Below are 922 nucleotides of genomic sequence, written 5' to 3'. Positions count from 1 at the left end.
TCGGATCCGCGGCCTTTGCGCCGGTCACGCCGGCCGTCAGGGCCGCCGCGGAGCCGATGAGAAGGCTCTTGATTTTCATTTCTGACCTCCAGTCAGAATCGCCGCCTCGGCGTCGTCCGGAGGCGCCGAAGCGCGGCGCGAGCGGCCGGGAGCCACCGCGTTCGGAGCCGCAAACCGCTCCGCAAGGCACTGTTTTATTTGGGAATTTTCCGAAGACCGGATGGCGGAGAGGATGGGATTCGAACCCACGAGGCCCTTTTGGGGCCTACTCCCTTAGCAGGGGAGCGCCTTCGACCACTCGGCCACCTCTCCGTTCGCGCCCCGCATAAACACGGAAATTGCCGCCAAGACAAGGCATCCCTGTCCACACCCGGCAGCGATCGCCGGCCGGCCGCGCGGCGACCCGGCCGGTCGCCCGGCAATCGACCGTGCGTGAGCCGCCTTGCGCGACCCGACCCTATGGATTCGCGAGCGCGCGCGGTAAGTCCGGGGGGTTCGGACGCCGCTGCCGCGACGGCGGCGATTCTCCCGGCGGGGGCGATGATTCCCGGCCCTGCCTCGGCCGAACCGGTAGCGAAACGGGCCTTCCGGCGCCCCGTCGGTTAACGCTTCCTTACCGTCGTGGGCCAATTCGTGTCTTTTGTGCAACAGCGCCCGGCGATAGCGCAGCGGGCGGGCCGCCAGGCGGCGAAACGCTGTTGAACGGGCAAGGCCGCTGAGTAATGTCGTTGTCGAAGAAGGGGCGCACATCGCGCGTCTTTTTCGTCATTGGGGATGGGGCAGGGAACGCTGTCCTTCAGCCAGAACCCAGACCCGCTTTCGAACTTTGACTGGAGGTCAGAAATGAAAATCAAGAGCCTTCTCATCGGCTCCGCGGCGGCCCTGACGGCCGGCGTGACCGGCGCAAAGGCCGCGGATCCGA

Annotated in this window: 1 tRNA gene; it reads right to left on the bottom strand. The window is 66.7% G+C overall.

Annotated features, from left to right (window positions below):
• Positions 1-221: 221 nt before the first annotated feature.
• Positions 222-312, bottom strand: a tRNA-Ser gene (locus N1F89_RS20600).
• Positions 313-922 lie beyond the last annotated feature (610 nt).

The organism is Aquibium sp. A9E412, from assembly GCF_030398335.1.
GTDB lineage: Bacteria > Pseudomonadota > Alphaproteobacteria > Rhizobiales > Rhizobiaceae > A9E412.
This window is presented reverse-complemented; position numbering and strand designations above follow the sequence as displayed.